The 2009-nt window shown below is 76.5% G+C and carries 2 protein-coding genes; both read left to right on the forward strand.

The window, feature by feature from the left end; all coding sequences use genetic code 11:
• The first annotated feature begins 50 nt into the window (after window positions 1-50).
• Window positions 51-1559, forward strand: a complete 1509-nt coding sequence (locus ADL22_RS13795; RefSeq protein ID WP_066977942.1) for an FGGY-family carbohydrate kinase — start codon at window positions 51-53, stop codon at window positions 1557-1559.
• Window positions 1556-2009: histidine phosphatase family protein (locus tag ADL22_RS13800; protein WP_234430688.1), on the forward strand; the 454-nt coding region annotated here is incomplete at its 3' end. The genes ADL22_RS13795 and ADL22_RS13800, both read left to right, overlap by 4 nt.

The following is a 2009-nucleotide window of genomic DNA, read 5'->3' on the forward strand; positions in this document are numbered from 1 at the left end:
CACCCACCCCACCCCCCCCCCCGCCCCGACCCCCGCCCCAGGAGGCATCCGTGTCTGACCCGCACGCCCCCGCACCCGGCAACGGCCCCGACGACATCTGGCTCGGCCTCGACCTCGGCACCCAGAGCGCCCGCTGCCTCGCCGTCGACGGCACCGGCACCCTCCTGGCCACCGCCGCCCGCCCCCTCACCAGCCACCGCACCGGCAACCGCCACGAACAGGACCCCGCCACCTGGTGGCCCGCGCTCGCCGACGCCTGCCGCGAAGCCCTCACCGGCCTCGACCCCCACCGCATCCGCGGCCTCGCCATCGACGGCACCTCCGGCACCATCCTCCTCACCGACACCCACGGCACCCCCCGCACGCCCGCCCTCATGTACGACGACGGCCGCGCCACCGACCAGGCCGACACCGTCAACGCCGCCGGCGCCCACCTCTGGCAGCGCCTCGGCTACCGCACCATGCCGCCCTCCTGGGCCCTGCCCAAACTCCGCTGGCTCCTCGACCACGACCCCGCCCTCGCCACCGGCACCCGCCTCCTCCACCAGCCCGACCTCATCACCTGGCACCTCGCCGGCCGCCAACTCCCCACCGACACCAGCCACGCCCTCAAAACCGGCTACCACCTCCTCGACGACCGCTGGCCCCACGACGTCCTCGACACCCTCGCCGTCCCCACCGCCCTCCTCCCCGACGTCGTCCGCCCCGGCACCGTCCTCGGCACCGTCGCCCCCGACGCCGCCGACGCCACCGGCATCCCCGCCGGCACCGCCATCGTCGCCGGCATGACCGACGGCTGCGCCGCCCAGATCGGCGCCGGCGCCCTCACCCCCGGCGCCTGGAACGCCGTCCTCGGCACCACCCTCGTCCTCAAAGGCACCAGCGACCACCTCGTCCACGACCCCGCCGGCATCGTCTACTGCCACCGCGGACCCGCCGGCACCTGGCTGCCCGGCGGCGCCTCCAGCAGCGGCGCCGGCGTCATCTCCCAGTACTTCCACGGCGAGAACCTCGACGTCCTCACCGAACAGGCCGCCGCCCAGGACCCCGACGCCGTCGCCTACCCCCTCGTCTCCACCGGCGGCGAACGCTTCCCCTTCCGCGCCCCCGAAGCCGAACCCTTCATCCTCGGCGACACCCCCACCCGCGCCGCCGAATTCCACGCCTACCTCCTCGGCGTCGCCTGCCTCGAACGCCTCTGCTTCGACTACCTCGACCACCTCGGCGCCCCCACCGGCGGCCCCCTCACCTACACCGGCGGCGGCGCCCGCAACACCTACTGGTGCCGGCTGCGCGCCGACGTCCTCGGCCGCACCGTCCACATCCCCGAACACGCCGACAGCGCCCTCGGCATGGCCGTCCTCGCCGCCACCTCCGCCGGTACGAGCCTCGCCGCCACCGCCGCCGCCATGGTCCGCCCCGGCACCGAACTCCGCCCCGCCCCCGACCGCACCGCCCGCCACCTCCCCGCCTACCACCGCTTCGTCACCGAACTCACCCACCGCGGCTGGCTCGACCCCGCCATCGCCGACCACGCCCTCAGGAGGGCCGCCCAGTGACCGACTTCCTCCTCGTCCGCCACGGCGAGACCGTCTGGCACGCGGAGAACCGCTACGCCGGCCGCACCGACGTCCCCCTCACCGACCGCGGCCGCGAACAGGCCCGCACCCTCGCCCACTGGGCCGCCACCGCCCACCTCACCGCCATCCGCACCTCACCCCTGACCCGCGCCCGGCTCACCGCCGCCCCCGCCGCCGACGCCTGCGGCCTCACCCCGCACACCGACCCCCGCCTCACCGAACTCGACTTCGGCCAGGGCGAGGGCCTCACCCGCGACGAGATGCGCCGCCGCTTCCCCCAGCAGCTCGCCGCCTTCCTCACCGACCCCGCCGACCACCACCTCCCCGGCGGCGTGGCGGGGGGGTTCGCCGCCGGGGGGGGGGTGGTCGGCGGGGTCGGGGAGGAAGGCGGGGGGCTGCTGGGGGGAGCGGCGGGGCCTCTCGTCGGGG

Origin of the sequence: Streptomyces sp. NRRL F-4489, assembly GCF_001509485.1 — a bacterium.
Taxonomy (GTDB): domain Bacteria; phylum Actinomycetota; class Actinomycetes; order Streptomycetales; family Streptomycetaceae; genus Streptomyces.